Consider the following 13,451-nt stretch of genomic DNA (forward strand, 5'->3'; position numbering starts at 1 on the left):
AGCGGCCGGCGTCCGCCGCCGGGCACCCCACGTATCCACCTCACCGCCGGACCGAGGACGGAGACCTCCCGGCGCGCCCCCGACCCACGAACAAAGGCGCAGGCGCCCAAGCCACGACGGCGGGGCAGACACTCGACGACCGGCAGGGAAACGCGCCCCTCAAGGGGCGCGGGGAACTGCGCGAACAACCACAACGAACCCGCAGCCGCCCACGAACCTCAGGCCCCCTCCCCCTGCGCCCCACCGCCGACCCCCCGGAGGGGCCCCGTGCTGCTCCGCACCACCAAGCTGGTCGCCAGTTCCACCCGGGTCGCCGCCGGCGACCCCTCCTCGCGGCCCAGGTCGAGCACCAGCCGGGTCGCCGCCTCGGCCATCTCCATCAGCGGTTGGCGGACGGTCGTCAGCGGTGGGCCCACCCAGCGGGCCACCGGCAGGTCGTCGAAACCGACCACGCTCAGGTCCTCCGGAATCCGCAGCCCCAGCTCGCGCGCGGCCTCGTACAGGCCGAGGGCCTGGAGGTCGTTGCCCGCGAAGACCGCGGTGGGGCGGTTCGGCAGCCGGAGCAGTTCGAGACCCAGGCGGTAGCCGGTCTCGTGGTGGAAGTCGCCCGCCTTGATCAGCTCCGCGTCCACCGGCAGCCCGGCCGTCTCCAGCGCGGCCCGGTAGCCGTCCACCCGCGCCCGGCTGCACATCATCCGTGAGGGCCCGCTGATCGCGCCGACGCGTTCGTGACCCAGCTCGATCAGGTGGCGCGTGGCCGCCAGCCCGCCCTGCCAGTTCGTCGCGCCGATCGAGGGCACGTCGTCGCCGGGGTCACCCGCCGGGTCCATCACCACGAACGGGATGGACCTGCTGGTCAGCAGCGCGCGCTGGGACGCGTCGAGTCCCGACAGCACGAGCACCACGCCGTGCGGGCGGCGGGCCGCGACCTGGTCGGCCCAGGTGCGCCCCGGGGTGAGGCGGCCCGCGCTCTCGGAGAGGACCACGCTCAGGCCGGCCTCCCGCGCCACCGTCTCGACGCCCCGGATGACCTCCATCGCCCAGGCGCTCTCCAGCTCGTGGAAGACCAGGTCGACGAGCGGTGAACGGGTCGCCTCGGCGCGGCGGCGCCGGTAGCCGTACTCGCGCAGCAGTTCCTCGACACGGGTGCGGGTCGCCGGGGCGACGTCGGCCCGGCCGTTGAGCACTTTCGAAACAGTCGGAGCCGAAACCCCCGCCTCGCGGGCGATCTCGGCGAGCGTCGCCGTCTGCGTGGACTGCGCCGCGTGCGGTCTCGTCGGGGTTTCCTCGGGCTTCGGAGGTTTCATGGGCCGGATCGTATCCCTGCACGCCCCCTTGACGGACCCCTCCGGGCGCCATACGTTCCCGGAACATTCGAAGCTTCATACGAAACATTCGCGTGCCGCTCGGAGTTCCCGCCAGGCACGCGCGCGTCGACAGATCCGCACATCCGACACGTTCGCGAGAGGTGCTGTCATGGAGTCGAACAGAGGACGGTCCGGCGACGGGCGGCCCACGGAGAGCCGGTCGTTCAGCAGGCGCTGGGTCCTCGGCGCCGGTGCCACCACGTTGCTCACCACCGGACTCACGGCCTGCGGCTCCGGCAGCGGCTCGGGCGGCGACAGCGGCACGATCACCGCCTTCGTGTACGGCGACGACGCGGTGAAGGTCCAGGCGGCGGGCGTGGCCCGCTTCAACAAGTCGGCCGCCGCGAAGAAGGCGGGAGGCAAGGTCAAACTGGAGAAGGTCCCCGGCTCCGACTACTCCCCCAAGCTCCGCACGGCCATGGGCTCACCGAGCGCCCCGGACGTCTTCTTCAACTGGGGCGGCGGCTCCATCAAGGCGTACGAGGAGGCGGACAAGCTCGTCGACCTCACCGACATCATCAACGACGACCCCGTCCTCAGAGACGGCTTCCTGCCCGCGGTGCTCGCCGCCGGAGACCTCAAGGGCCGCCACTACGGCATACCGATGCGCGGCATGCAGCCCGTGATCCTCTTCTACAACAAGTCCGTCTTCGCCGAGCACAAACTCCAGCCGCCCACCACCTGGGACCAGTTGCTCGACATCAACGCCAAGCTGAAGAAGGCGAAGATCACCCCCTTCGCACTCGGCGGCTCCGACGTCTGGCCCGAGCTGATGTGGCTGGAGTACCTCGTCGACCGCATCGGCGGCCCCGAGGTCTTCAAGCGCATCCAGGACGGCGACGCCGAGGGCTGGGGCGACCCCGCCGTCCTCAGAGCCGCCGAGATGGTGAAGGAACTCATCGACGACGGCGCCTTCGGCTCCAAGTTCACCTCGGTGTCGTACGTCAACGGCGGCGCCCCCGCGGTCTTCGCCAAGGGCAGGGCCGCCATGCACCTGATGGGCTCGTGGGAGTACTCGACGCAGCTCGGCAAGTTCCCGGACTTCGCCAAGAGCAACCTGGGCTGGGCCGCCTTCCCGAAGATCGAGGACGGCACGGGCGACGTCCGCAACGTCGTAGGCAACCCCACCAACTACTGGTCCATCAACTCCCGCACCCGGAACAAGGACCTGGCCGTCGCGTTCCTCAAGGACTGCGCGTCCCAGGCGTATGCGAAGGACCTGGTCGACCTCGGCGACGTCCCGACCACGTCGAACGCGGCCGAACTGCTCTCCTCCGCGCCCAACCCCGAGTACGCGAGGTTCCAGTACGACATGGTGGAGAAGGCCCCGGCCTTCACGCTCTCCTGGGACCAGGCGCTGGGTGACGCGCTGGGCACCAAGATGCACACGGAGATCGGCAAGCTGTTCGCGGGCAAGTCGTCGCCGAGCCAGTTCGTGGCGGCCTGCAAGGGGCTGAGGTGAGCACGACGCTCGGCAAGCGGCCGGCCGCCCGGGGGAGGGAAACCAGGATCGGCCGTCCGCACGCCGTCTGGGCGCTGCCGGCCGTCCTGTTCTTCACCTTCTTCGCGGTCGTCCCGATGGTCCTGGCCTTCTACCTGTCCTTCACCAAGTGGGACGGCCTCGGCGACCCGCGGCCGGTGGGCCTCGACAACTGGCAGAAGCTGCTGGACGACCCGCGCCTCACCCAGTCCCTGTGGGTCACCGTCCTGCTGACGGTCGCGAGCTGGGTGTTCCAGACGGTCGTGTCCCTGCTGCTCGGCGTCTGGGCGGCGGGCCACCAGCGCAACCGCGCCGTCCTCTCCTCGATCTTCTTCGTACCGTTCCTGCTCTCCTCCACCGCCCACGCACTGCTCTTCTACGCCCTGCTCGACCCGAACTTCGGCATCATCCAGAAGGACACCCTCGGCTCGACCAGTGGGGCGTTCCTGGCGATCGTGTTCGTCGGCGGCTGGCAGTTCATCCCGTTCCACACGCTGATCTACCAGGGCGGCGCCCGGCAGATCCCGCAGGTCCTGTACCAGGCGGCGGCCATCGACGGGGCGGGCCGTTACCGCCAGTTCTTCTCGATCACGCTGCCCCAGCTGCGGCACACCGTCACGACGTCCACGGTCCTGATCGTCGTGGGCTCGCTGACGTACTTCGAGACGGTCCTGATCCTCACCAAGGGCGGCCCGGGCACCGACACGGCGATCCTGCCGTACCTGATGTACGAGGCGGGCTTCAAGACGTACGACTTCGGCTACGCCAGCGCCATCGCGTCGTTCCTGGTCCTGGCCGCCACCGGCCTGTCCCTGGTGCTGGTCCGGATGACCGGCTTCGGAACCATGCGCAGTACGCGCGAAGGGATGTGACGATGTGTCACACGATACGTTGCCGCGCCCTGTGAAGACCCGCCAGCCCGGCCGGGAGCCGACCGCGCCGGGCCGCCGCCGCAGGCACTGGACGAAGCGCGCGAACCCGGTCGCGGGCCTCGGCTCGGTCGTCTGGCTCGCGATCGTCGTCATCCCGATCTACGCGATGCTGTCGGCCTCCCTCACCGGCCAGGACAAGGCCCTCACCGGCAACCCCCTGAAACCGCCGACGAGTCCGACGCTCGACAACTACAACACCGTCCTCAACTCCGGCTTCGGCCATCTGCTCGGCAACACGGCGATCGTGGCGGTGGCGGTCGTGGGCATCGTCCTCGCCCTGTCCGTCCCCCTCGCCTACGTGGCCGTCCGCACCCGCGACCGCTGGGCGAACACGGCCTTCCGCCTGTTCCTGCTGGGCGTCGCGATCCCCGCCCAGGCGGTCGTGGTCCCCCTCTACCTCCTGATCGCCAAGCTCGACCTGTACGACAGCCTCCTGGCGGTCATCCTGCCGACGGCGGCCTTCGCCATGCCGGTGTCGGTCCTGGTGCTGGTGGGCACGCTCCGCGACGTCTCGGAGGACCTGTACGAGGCGATGGCCCTGGACGGCGCGTCCCCGCTGCGGATGCTGTTCCAGCTGACGATCCCGCTCGCCAAGGGCGGGATCAGCACGGTCGTGATCTACGCCGCGCTCCAGGCCTGGAACGGCTTCCTCTTCCCGCTGATCTTCACCCAGTCGGACGGCCCCCGCGTCCTCACCCTCGGGCTCTTCAACTACGTCAGCCAGTTCGGCGTCAACATCCCGGCGCTGCTGGCCTCGGTCGTCCTCTCCGGCATCCCGATCTTCGCCGTCTATCTGGTGGCCCGCCGTGCTCTCGTGGGCGGCCTGATGGGTGTGGGCGGCAAGTGAACCCACCCGCTCGGCCAATGGACTCGTCGACCCTGACAGGAGTTTCATGACCACCGCCCCCTGGCGTGACCCCGCCCTCCCCGCCGCCGTCCGCGTCGACGACCTGCTCTCCCGTATGACCCTGGAGGAGAAGACCGCCCAGCTGTACGGCGTGTGGGTGGGGGCCGCGACGAACGGCGAGGGAGTCGCCCCCCACCAGGACGACATGACCGAACCCGTCGACTTCGACGAGCTCATCACCCGGGGCCTCGGCCAGCTCACCCGCTCCTTCGGCACGGCTCCCGTGGACCCGGCGCTGGGCGCGCAGGCACTGGCCCGCGCCCAGCGCCGCATCGTCGCCGCGAACCGCCTCGGCATCCCGGCCGTCGCCCACGAGGAGTGCCTGGCCGGCTTCACGACATGGGGCGCCACCGCGTACCCGGTGCCGCTGGCCTGGGGCGCGAGCTTCGATCCGGCGCTGGTCGAGGAGGTGGGCCGGCACATCGGCCACGACCTGGCGTCGGTCGGCGTGCACCAGGGCCTCGCCCCCGTCATGGACGTCGTACGGGACCCGCGCTGGGGCAGGGTCGAGGAGACCATCGGCGAGGACCCCTATCTGGTCGGCACGATCGGCACGGCGTACGTACGGGGCTTGGAGTCGGCCGGGATCGTCGCCACGCTGAAGCACTTCGCGGGCTACTCGTCCTCGGTGGGCGCACGCAATCTGGCGCCGGTGCGGGCGGGGGTGCGGGAGTTCGCCGACGTGACGCTGCCGCCCTTCGAGATGGCGCTGCGGGAGGGCGGGGCGCGCTCGGTGATGGCCGCGTACAACGAGACGGACGGCGTCCCGGCGTCGGCGGACCCGTCCCTCCTCACCCGGCTGCTGCGCGAGGAGTGGGGCTTCACCGGCACGGTGGTGTCGGACTACTTCGGCGTCGGCTTCCTTCAGACCCTGCACCGGGTCGCCGGCAGCCCCGCCGAGGCGGCCGACGCGGCCCTGACCGCGGGCATCGACGTCGAGCTGCCGACGCTGCGCTGCTACGGCGACGCGCTGGTGCGTGCGGTACGGGACGGTGCCGTTCACGAGTCCCTGATCGAGCGCGCGGCCCGGCGCGTCCTGCTGCAGAAGTGCGAACTGGGCCTGCTCGACGGCGAGATCCCCGACCCGCCGGAGCGGATCGACCTCGACTCGCCCGCCAACCGGGTCCTGGCCCGCCGTCTGGCGGAGGCCTCGGTGGTCCTGCTGGACAACCCGACGGCTGCCCTGCCCCTCGCCCCCGACACGCGCGTCGCGGTGGTGGGCCCGCGCGCCCACGACCCGCTGGCCATGCTGGGCTGCTACTCGTTCCCGTCCCATGTGGGGATCCACCATCCGGAGCACCCCATGGGCATCGAGATCCCGACGCTCTGGGAGTCGCTGCGCGCCGAGCTCCCCGACGCGAAGATCGCGTACGCGGAGGGCTGCGACACCTCGGGCGACGACACGAGCGGCTTCGACGAGGCGGTGGCGCGGGCGTCGGAGGCCGACGTGGTCGTGGCGGTGCTCGGCGACCGGGCGGGCCTGTTCGGCCGGGGTACGTCGGGCGAGGGCTGCGACGCGGCGGACCTGCGGCTGCCCGGTGTGCAGGCCGAGCTGCTGGACGCGCTGACGGCCACGGGCACCCCGGTGGTGCTGGTGCTCCTCACCGGCCGGCCCTACGCGCTCGGCCGCTGGCAGGGACGGCTCGCGGCGACGGTGCAGGCGTTCTTCCCGGGCGAGGAGGGCGGACCAGCGGTGGCAGGCGTCCTCTCCGGGCGGGTGAACCCCTCGGGCCGGCTGCCGGTGAGCGTGCCGAGCACCCCCGGGGGCCAGCCGTGGACGTACCTCCAACCGCCGCTCGGCCTCGCCGGCGACGTCAGCAACCTCGACCCGACCCCGCTGTACCCCTTCGGTCACGGCCGTTCGTACACCGGCTTCACATGGTCCGGCTTCGGGGTGCCGGACGGGGAGATTCCCACGGACGGGTCGTACGACGTACGGGTCACCGTCACCAACACGGGTGACCGCGAGGGCAGCGAGGTCGTCCAGCTGTACCTGCACGACCCGGTGGCCCAGGTGACCCGCCCCGACGTCCGGCTGATCGGCTACCAGCGGGTGGACCTCGCACCCGGCGCGTCGCGTCAGGTGACGTTCCGCTTCCATGCGGACCTGTCGGCGTTCACCGGCCGCACGGGCCGCCGCATCGTGGAACCGGGCGCCCTGGAACTGCGGCTGTCGGCGTCCAGCGCGGACGTACGGCACACCACGCGCCTGACCCTGACGGGACCGGAACGGGTCCTGGGCCCGGACCGGATGCTGCGCTGCGAGGCGGAGGTGTCCGTGCCGGAGTGAGGGCTCACCCCAGCGCCCGGTCCAGGTTGAAGGCCGCGCTGATCAGTGCCAGGTGGGTGAAGGCCTGCGGGAAGTTGCCCTGCTGTTCGCCGGTGCGGCTGATCTCCTCGGCGTACAGGCCGAGGTGGTTGGCGTAGGTGAGCATCTTCTCGAAGGCGAGCCGGGCCTCGTCGATCCGTCCGGCCCTGGTCAGTGCCTCGACGTACCAGAAGGAGCAGATGGAGAACGTGCCCTCCTCGCCGCGCAGGCCGTCGGGGCTGGCCGAGGGGTCGTAGCGGTGGACGAGGGAGTCCGACACCAGCTCCTGGGTCAGCGCGTCGAGCGTGGACAGCCACTTGGGGTCGGTGGGCGAGATGAACTTGGCCAGCGGCATCATCAGGACGGCGGCGTCGAGGACATCGCCGTCCTCGTGCTGGACGAACGCCCGGCGCCCCTCGGACCAGCCGCGGCTCATGATCCGCCGGTAGATCGTGTCGCGGGACTTCCGCCAGCGGGGCAGGTCGGCGGGCAGGCCGCGCTGGTGCGCCATGCGGATCGCGCGCTCGATGGCCACCCAGCACATCAGCCGTGAGTACAGGAAGTTCTCGCGTCCGCCGCGGGTCTCCCAGATGCCCTCGTCGGGCTGGTCCCAGTGGTCGCACACCCAGTCGACGAGCGCGCAGACGTTGTCCCACTGCTCGCTGGAGATCGGCTGGGCCCACTTGTCGTAGAGGTAGATCGAGTCGATGAGGGCACCGTAGATGTCGAGCTGGAGCTGGCCCGCGGCGTCGTTGCCGACCCGGACCGGTGCCGAGCCGAGGTGGCCCTCCAGGTGGTCGAGCTCGCGCTCGGGCAGGTCGGTGCGGCCGTCGATGCCGTACATGATCTGCAGCGGGCCGCTCGGGCCGCCGTCGCACGAGCTGACGTGCCGGGTCAGGAACCTCATGAACGCCTCGGCCTCGCCGGTGAAGCCGAGCCGCAGCAACGCGTACACGCAGAAGGCGGCGTCACGGATCCACACGTACCGGTAGTCCCAGTTGCGCTCCCCGCCGGGCTGCTCGGGCAGGCTGGTGGTGGGCGCGGCCACGATCGCGCCGGTCGGGAGGAAGGTGAGGAGCTTCAGGGTGAGCGCGGAGCGGTGCACCATCTCCCGCCAGCGGCCGCGGTAACGGGAGGCGGCCAGCCAGCGGCGCCAGTACGTGACGGTGTCGGCGAACTCCTGCTCGGCCTCCGTCCGGGCGCAGCCGCGCGGTGTCACGTCGTCGCCGACCTGGTCGAGCGCGAACACCGCGGCCTCGCCCTCGGCGAGCTTGAACTCGGCCCGGGCGTCGCGGCCGTCGTGCTCCAGCATCACGGTGGAGGTCAGGGCGAGCGTCAGCCGGGCGGACTCGAAGACCACCGTGTCGCCGAGGGCCCGCAGGGTGTGCGGGTCGGACCCGTAGCTGAACCGGGGTGCCACGCGCACCCGGAACGGAACGGTGCCGCGCACGCACAGCACTCGCCGGATCAGCCGGTGCCGTCCGGCCTCGCCGTCGATGACCGTGTCCGTGTCTGTGTCTGTGTCCGTGGCCGTGACCGTGGCCGTGCTGTCCGCTTCCCGCACCGGCATGAAGTCCTGTACCTCCCCCACACCCTCCTCGGTGAAGAAGCGGGTGATCAGCACATTGGTGTCGGGGAAGTAGAACTGCTTGGTCCGCGCCGGCACGGCGGCCGCCAGTTCGAAGCATCCGCCCCGTTCCGTGTCCAGAAGGGCGGCGAAGACGCTCGGCGCGTCGAAGTGGGGGCAGCAGTACCAGTCGATCGTGCCGTCACTGCCCACCAGGGCCACGGTCCGCAGGTCGCCGATCAGCCCGTGCTCGGCGATGGGCAGGTATCCGCTGGTCTCCGCCATGGCAGCACCCCTCGTGGGGACTCGGCCCGCGTCGGCCGGCCGACGCTTTCCAGGCTACGACCGGGTTGGCCGGGGGGCCTGCCGATGCGGTCGCGGCGGTGGGCGCGAGGACGACCGCCGGGGCGTTGTTTCGCCCCCGCCGCCCCTACCCGTCCCATCCCCAGGGGCTGCGCCCCTTCGACCCGCCACGGGGCTCCGCCCCGGACCCCGTTTCGGGGGCCGGCCCCCGAACCCCCGCTCCTCAAACTCCCCCAGCTACCGCTGGGAGGTGCCCCCAAGGGGCTGGATTTTCCCCGGCTGGGGCTGATTTTGCCGCCGAAGGGGCTGATTGTCCCCTCAGCCCAGCGACTCGAACCGCCACCGGTGAACCGCCCGGGACACCAGCTCTCCGCCCGGCTCGGGCAGCTCGGGCAGGTCGGCGTCGTACGGGGCGTCCCACCAGGTGATGACGAGTACCCGGTCCTGCGGTGCGCGGAAGGTCTCACGGCGCAGAGGTGAGGACGGCAGGTCCTGCGCGCGGGCCCAGGCGAGGAGTTCCTCACCCCGGCCCGCCACCGCGCGGGCCTCCCACATCAGGGCGACGGTCACGAGTAGAGGTTCTCCTTGCTCACCTCGTGCACGTGGTCGTGGTCCCGGCCGTGCGTGTGCGCGGTGCCCGGCACGTGCGGGTCCGTCACGGGCAGGGACGAGTCCGCCGACAGGTCCCAGTCGGAGGCGGCGCGGCCCCGGGCCACCATCTCCGCGCCCAGCGCCGCCACCATGGCCCCGTTGTCCGTGCACAGCTTGGGCCGGGGGACCCGCAGCCGGATCCCGGCCGCCTCGCAGCGCTCCTGGGCGAGGGCGCGCAGCCGGGAGTTGGCCGCCACTCCGCCGCCGATCATGAGGTGGTCGACGCCCTCGTCGCGACAGGCCCGCACGGCCTTGCGGGTGAGGACGTCCACGACCGCCTCCTGGAAGGACGCCGCCACGTCGCGCACCGGGACATCCTCCCCCGCCGCCCGCTTGGCCTCGATCCAGCGGGCCACGGCCGTCTTCAGCCCGGAGAAGGAGAAGTCGTACACCGCGTCGCGCGGCCCGGTCAGCCCGCGCGGGAACGCGATCGCCTCCGGGTCGCCCTCGCGCGCGTACCGGTCGATGACGGGCCCGCCCGGGAAGCCCAGGTTCAGAACGCGCGCGATCTTGTCGAAGGCCTCGCCCGCCGCGTCGTCGATGGTGGAGCCCATCGGCCGTACGTCGGAGGTGATGTCCGTGGACAGCAGGAGGGAGGAGTGCCCGCCGCTCACCAGCAGCGCCATCGTGGGCTCGGGCAGCGCGCCGTGCTCCAGCTGGTCCACACAGATGTGGGACGCCAGGTGGTTGACGCCGTACAGCGGCTTGCCCAGCGCGTACGCGTAGGCCTTCGCCGCCGAGACGCCGACGAGCAGGGCGCCGGCCAGCCCGGGCCCGGCGGTGACCGCGATGCCGTCCAGGTCCCTGGCACTGATCCCGGCCTCCTTCAGCGCGCGGTCGATGGTCGGCACCATCGCCTCCAGATGGGCCCGGGAGGCGACCTCGGGCACCACGCCGCCGAAGCGGGCGTGCTCGTCGACGCTGGAGGCGATCGCGTCCGCGAGCAGGGTGGTGCCGCGGACGATGCCGACGCCGGTCTCGTCGCAGGAGGTCTCGATGCCGAGTACGAGGGGCTCGTCGCGTGAGTCAGCCATTGATCTCGGTTCCTTGTACGCCGTTCGTGGAGGGTGCACCCGCGGGCGTGCCGCTCTCGGATGCCGGCTTGAGTCTCATCACCAGGGCGTCCACGTTGCCCGGCTGGTAGTAGCCGCGCCGGAAGCCGATGGGCTCGAAGCCGAAGCGCTCGTACAGCTTCTGGGCGCGGACGTTGTCGACGCGGCACTCGAGCATGACCTCGGCGCACTCGAACGCCGTCGCGGCCCGCAACAGTTCTTCCAGCAGCCGCGCGCCGAGTCCGGTGCCCCACTGGTCACGGGCGACGGCGATGGTCTGTACGTCCGCCAGGTCACCGGAGGAGGCGAGGCCCGCGTACCCCACGAGGCGGTCCTCCTGGACGGCCACGACGTACCGTCGCGTCGCCTCGGGTCCCCGGGCGTGGGCCAGCTCGGACCAGAACATGCCCCGCGACCAGGCGTCCTCGGGGAAGAGGTCCTTCTCCAGCTCCAGTACGGGATCGATGTCCCACCAGCGCATCTCGCGCAGCACGGAGGTCTCGGTCACTTGGGGGTGACCACCTTGTAGTTCTTGGGCACCTGCGCGTCGGGCCGGCGCAGGTAGAGGGGCCGGGGCGGGGGCAGTTCCTCACCCGCGGCCAGCTTCTCCGCCGCCAGCGAGGCGAGCGCGGCGGCCGAGACGTGCTCGGGCTCGCGCGCCTGGGGGAAGGTGTCCGGGTAGAGCAGCGCACCGGCGCCCACCGCCGGGAGCCCGGCCACGGCGTCGGCGATCTCGGCGGGCCGGTCGACGGCCGGATCGGTCTCCCGCGTACGGGCGTCCGAGTACCGCGCCCAGTACACCTCCTTGCGGCGGGCGTCCGTGGCCACGACGAACGGCACGTCGAGGTCGGAGGCGTACGCGAGCCCGTCGAGCGTGCACAGTCCGTGGACGGGAACGCCGAGGGCGAGCCCGAAGGTGTCGGCGGTCATCAGGCCGACGCGCAGCCCCGTGTACGGGCCGGGGCCGTTGCCGACGACGATGCCGGTGACGGCGTCGAGTCGCGTACCCGCCTCGGCGAGGACCCGGTCGACGGCGGGCAGCAGCAGTTCCCCGTGCCGGCGCGCGTCCACCTGGCTCGACGAGGCGACGACGTCCGTCCCGTCGTGCAGCGCGACGGTCACGGCAGGGGTGGCGGTATCCAGAGCGAGCAAGAGCACGCAAACAGCCTACGGCGCCCGAGCCGCGCTGACGGCCGACCCGGACCACCGCCCCTCTCCTGCTAACGTCACAACGAAGAATTGCTCGAACGACGTACAAGACATCAGAGCCGTACGCAGGTACGAGAGGTGGGCGCAGAAGGTGGCCAGAAGCAGCTCGGGATTCGTGGCCGGGCTCACCGCGGCGGCCATCGCCGCTGTCGGTTTCCTCGCCTACCAGGCGTCGGCGAACGTGCCCAGCGACCTGGGCAGGCCGGCCGCCACGAAGTCCCCGGCGGACGTGAAGTCGAAGGCACCCGCGGACGAGAAGGCCCCGGCCGCCCTGCCCTACCGCTCCGGCACCGGCAAGCGCGTCGTCTACTCGCTCAGTGACGACCGCGTCTGGCTGGTCGGCGCGAACGACAAGGTCACCCGCACCTTCAAGGTCACCCCCAGCACGGTGGACCCCGCGCCCTCCACCTACAAGGTCACCTCACGCACGAACTCCACCACCGGCTCCGACGGCACCCCCATCGAGCACGTCGTCCGCTTCGCCACCGTCGACGGCGTCGTCATCGGCTTCAGCGCCGCGGTCGACGGCTCCACCCCCAAGCCCGACCCCACCACCAAGACGGGCGGCATCCGCGAGTCCCGCCCCGACGGCAACGCGATGTGGCAGTTCGCCACGATCGGCCGCCCGGTGGTCGTGACGAAGTGAGGGCGCGCGCCCCGTAAGGGGCGCGGGGCTGTGTCAATTTGCGGCTCCGCCGCGTGGGCGCGACCAGCCACGCACAACCGGCAGCGGACAAAGAACCCGCAGGCCCCCTACGCGATTCCCGAGAAACGCCTACGCAGCCTCGGGGCGCCGCACGTCCTCGTCCTCCGCCGGAGGCACAGGCGCAGGCGGCGTCGACACCACCCGAGCCGCCACACAAGAAGCCAGCAGCTCCCCCATCGAAACTCCGGGCACCCCAGAGACCCGCACAGCTCGCGGCAGCGTCTCGTCTCGTTCTGAAGCCTGCATGGGACGCCTCCTGAAACCTGGGGGCGAAGAAGGTCGGGCACACCAACTTAGGCACACCTAACCAAGGGCCACTACCATGTGACCACGCAGAAGGCACCCCGCGCAACATCTTGCCGACGCGTTGTCGGATCCTTCACGCGTTCATGCCGACAGCACGCTCAGGTCAACGGCCGCCCACCGCTCCCCTACTCCGCGGAGCGCCACGTGCCGTACCTCGTCCGTCGTGTCCCCCACCGCCCGGTGGATGACGACGTGCAGCCGGTCGTCCGTCAGCTCCTCGACCTTGCCCTCGCCCCACTCCACGACGACCACCGAGTCGGGCAGCGACACGTCGAGGTCGAGGTCCTCCATCTCGTCGAGCCCGCCGCCCAGGCGGTACGCGTCGACATGCACGAGCGGCGGCCCGTCCCCGAGGGAAGGGTGCACACGCGCGATGACGAAGGTCGGGGACGTGACCGCGCCCCGCACGCCCAGCCCCTCGCCGAGCCCCCGGGTCAGCGTCGTCTTGCCCGCGCCGAGCTCCCCGGTGAGCATCACGAGGTCGCCCGCGCGCAGCAGCTTGGCGAGGCGGCGGCCCAGCTCGCGCATCTGCTCGGGGGAATGGACGGTGAGTTCGACAGCAACGCTGTCGGGCGCCGGGATGTGCGATGTCTGGAATTCTTGCATCGTCACTCACTTGCAGTAGTAGTCTTGCCACGTCCCGTGAGGGACCGGTTCGGGCTG

Annotated in this window: 12 protein-coding genes; 5 read left to right on the forward strand and 7 right to left on the reverse strand. The window is 71.3% G+C overall.

Going from position 1 to position 13,451, the window contains the following annotated elements; translation table 11 throughout:
- Positions 1–218: 218 nt before the first annotated feature.
- On the reverse strand, positions 219–1,307 hold the full coding sequence (locus AB0959_RS50065) for a LacI family DNA-binding transcriptional regulator (protein ID WP_366833679.1): 1,089 nt from the start codon (positions 1,305–1,307) through the stop codon (positions 219–221).
- Positions 1,308–1,476: 169 nt separating this feature from the next.
- Between AB0959_RS50065 and AB0959_RS50070 the strand changes: the two genes are divergently transcribed.
- Genes AB0959_RS50070 through AB0959_RS50085 form a run of 4 tightly spaced genes read left to right on the forward strand, consistent with a single transcriptional unit; the run spans position 1,477 to position 6,976 of the window.
- Entirely contained in the window at positions 1,477–2,829 is a 1,353-nt protein-coding gene (locus AB0959_RS50070) for an extracellular solute-binding protein (protein ID WP_366833680.1), read from the forward strand.
- Positions 2,826–3,719, forward strand: coding sequence for a sugar ABC transporter permease (locus AB0959_RS50075; RefSeq protein ID WP_366833681.1), 894 nt, complete (start codon positions 2,826–2,828; stop codon positions 3,717–3,719). The genes AB0959_RS50070 and AB0959_RS50075 overlap by 4 nt, the downstream gene beginning before the upstream one ends.
- A 31-nt stretch (positions 3,720–3,750) precedes the next feature.
- Positions 3,751–4,626 (forward strand): carbohydrate ABC transporter permease, encoded by an 876-nt coding sequence (locus AB0959_RS50080; RefSeq protein WP_366833682.1) that lies wholly within the window; start codon positions 3,751–3,753, stop codon positions 4,624–4,626.
- A 46-nt stretch (positions 4,627–4,672) separates the two neighbouring features.
- Positions 4,673–6,976 carry a glycoside hydrolase family 3 N-terminal domain-containing protein gene (locus AB0959_RS50085; RefSeq protein ID WP_366833683.1) on the forward strand — a complete coding sequence of 768 codons (2,304 nt, stop codon included), beginning with the start codon at positions 4,673–4,675 and terminating at the stop codon, positions 6,974–6,976.
- 4 nt (positions 6,977–6,980) lie between these two features.
- Here the strand turns inward: AB0959_RS50085 and AB0959_RS50090 are convergent, their stop codons facing one another.
- The 5 genes from AB0959_RS50090 to tsaB form a co-directional block, all read right to left on the reverse strand.
- Positions 6,981–8,846, reverse strand: coding sequence for a glycoside hydrolase family 15 protein (locus AB0959_RS50090; RefSeq protein WP_366833684.1), 1,866 nt, complete (start codon positions 8,844–8,846; stop codon positions 6,981–6,983).
- 336 nt (positions 8,847–9,182) lie between these two features.
- Positions 9,183–9,434 carry a hypothetical protein gene (locus tag AB0959_RS50095; RefSeq protein WP_366833685.1) on the reverse strand — a complete coding sequence of 84 codons (252 nt, stop codon included), beginning with the start codon at positions 9,432–9,434 and terminating at the stop codon, positions 9,183–9,185.
- Positions 9,431–10,549 carry a tRNA (adenosine(37)-N6)-threonylcarbamoyltransferase complex transferase subunit TsaD gene (gene tsaD / locus AB0959_RS50100; RefSeq protein ID WP_366833686.1) on the reverse strand — a complete coding sequence of 373 codons (1,119 nt, stop codon included), beginning with the start codon at positions 10,547–10,549 and terminating at the stop codon, positions 9,431–9,433. Before tsaD ends, AB0959_RS50095 begins: the two co-directional genes overlap by 4 nt.
- Positions 10,542–11,048: a ribosomal protein S18-alanine N-acetyltransferase gene (gene rimI / locus AB0959_RS50105; protein ID WP_366833705.1), complete on the reverse strand. Its 507-nt coding sequence runs from the start codon at positions 11,046–11,048 to the stop codon at positions 10,542–10,544. The genes tsaD and rimI overlap by 8 nt, the downstream gene beginning before the upstream one ends.
- Positions 11,049–11,071: 23 nt before the next feature.
- On the reverse strand, positions 11,072–11,725 hold the full coding sequence (gene tsaB / locus AB0959_RS50110) for a tRNA (adenosine(37)-N6)-threonylcarbamoyltransferase complex dimerization subunit type 1 TsaB (protein ID WP_366833687.1): 654 nt from the start codon (positions 11,723–11,725) through the stop codon (positions 11,072–11,074).
- Between the two features lie 142 nt (positions 11,726–11,867).
- Here tsaB and AB0959_RS50115 point away from each other — a divergent pair, with 142 nt between their 5' ends.
- Complete coding sequence (locus tag AB0959_RS50115) at positions 11,868–12,422, forward strand: hypothetical protein (RefSeq protein WP_366833688.1); 555 nt, start codon at positions 11,868–11,870, stop codon at positions 12,420–12,422.
- 447 nt (positions 12,423–12,869) lie between these two features.
- On the opposite strand, the gene tsaE is transcribed toward AB0959_RS50115, so the two are convergent.
- Complete coding sequence (gene tsaE / locus AB0959_RS50120) at positions 12,870–13,394, reverse strand: tRNA (adenosine(37)-N6)-threonylcarbamoyltransferase complex ATPase subunit type 1 TsaE (RefSeq protein WP_366833706.1); 525 nt, start codon at positions 13,392–13,394, stop codon at positions 12,870–12,872.
- Between the last annotated feature and the right edge of the window lie 57 nt (positions 13,395–13,451).

The sequence above is a fragment of the Streptomyces sp. NPDC046862 genome, from assembly GCF_040704615.1.
In the GTDB taxonomy this organism is placed as follows: domain Bacteria; phylum Actinomycetota; class Actinomycetes; order Streptomycetales; family Streptomycetaceae; genus Streptomyces.

Bases quoted from the DNA above. Each gene is read 5' to 3' on its own strand.
- AB0959_RS50065 (WP_366833679.1), bottom strand. From the start codon at position 1,307: ATGAAACCTCCGAAGCCCGAGGAAACCCCGACGAGACCGCACGCGGCG.
- AB0959_RS50070 (WP_366833680.1), top strand. From the start codon at position 1,477: ATGGAGTCGAACAGAGGACGGTCCGGCGACGGGCGGCCCACGGAGAGC.
- AB0959_RS50085 (WP_366833683.1), top strand. From the start codon at position 4,673: ATGACCACCGCCCCCTGGCGTGACCCCGCCCTCCCCGCCGCCGTCCGC.
- AB0959_RS50090 (WP_366833684.1), bottom strand. From the start codon at position 8,846: ATGGCGGAGACCAGCGGATACCTGCCCATCGCCGAGCACGGGCTGATC.
- tsaD (WP_366833686.1), bottom strand. From the start codon at position 10,549: ATGGCTGACTCACGCGACGAGCCCCTCGTACTCGGCATCGAGACCTCC.
- rimI (WP_366833705.1), bottom strand. From the start codon at position 11,048: ATGCGCTGGTGGGACATCGATCCCGTACTGGAGCTGGAGAAGGACCTC.
- tsaE (WP_366833706.1), bottom strand. From the start codon at position 13,394: ATGCAAGAATTCCAGACATCGCACATCCCGGCGCCCGACAGCGTTGCT.